This window comes from Vibrio sp. D401a (assembly GCF_030248515.1).
GTDB lineage: Bacteria > Pseudomonadota > Gammaproteobacteria > Enterobacterales > Vibrionaceae > Vibrio > Vibrio rotiferianus.
Genome location: NZ_JAHGAI010000112.1, coordinates 1 through 737, shown reverse-complemented (window position 1 = coordinate 737; position 737 = coordinate 1). Strand labels below are relative to the sequence as shown.

The window sequence follows — 737 nt, the reverse complement described above, 5'->3', positions numbered from 1 at the left end:
TTGCTCACACCTTAACAGGGCGTTAGCCTTTTCTTCATGTGGCTAGATTCAACGGAGTATCACCGTATATTTAGAAGGTAAGAATGAAAAGATTAATATTGGTTGCGGGGTTGTCTTTCAGTCAGTTAACACTTGCTAATGATGTCGAAAATCTGTTTAAACAATCTATGTCGTATTATCGAAATGCCACCTTTTGCATGTTTTATGATAAATCTAACATGGATGATGATTCGTATATGGCATCCTATTATTCAATATCCAGATCTGTGCAGGAATTAGAAGAAAGTATGTCTTGGTCAAAGTGGGGAGCTAAGAAGGTGTTGGATCATATCATCATTCAAGAAGTTGCTGAGCAGTCACCTGAAAGTGAGGTCGCTCAATTGAAGAATAGATGTGCAAATATTTCCAAACATGCAATTCATCTGTCAGCAAAGAGCCTGCGTGAAGATATAGATAAATTAAGAGCATCAGGTGAAATGTAGATCACGTGAGTAAAAGGCTAACAAACTGTTTAAGAGTGATTCGCAACGCGTGGCATTTTCATCATGCGTTAGTTTAGGTGATTAAGGTGGTATGCGGCGGCATTGGTATTGCGTTGCTCACACCTTAACAGGGCGTTATTCGAAGATGTAATTGATAATCATGTAACTGTGCTTTCCTTCTCAAGGTCTTATTTTTAATCAGTTTTTAGTAATGTGGATTTGTTTTAAAAGTGTAGGCTAGTTTGTGTTTAAATG

1 protein-coding gene is annotated in these 737 nt (G+C 37.6%); it reads left to right on the top strand.

What is annotated here, in order from left to right:
- The first annotated feature begins 83 nt into the window (after positions 1 to 83).
- Positions 84 to 482, top strand: a complete 399-nt coding sequence (locus KIV41_RS24750; protein WP_252040595.1) for a hypothetical protein — start codon at positions 84 to 86, stop codon at positions 480 to 482.
- Positions 483 to 737: the final 255 nt, after the last annotated feature.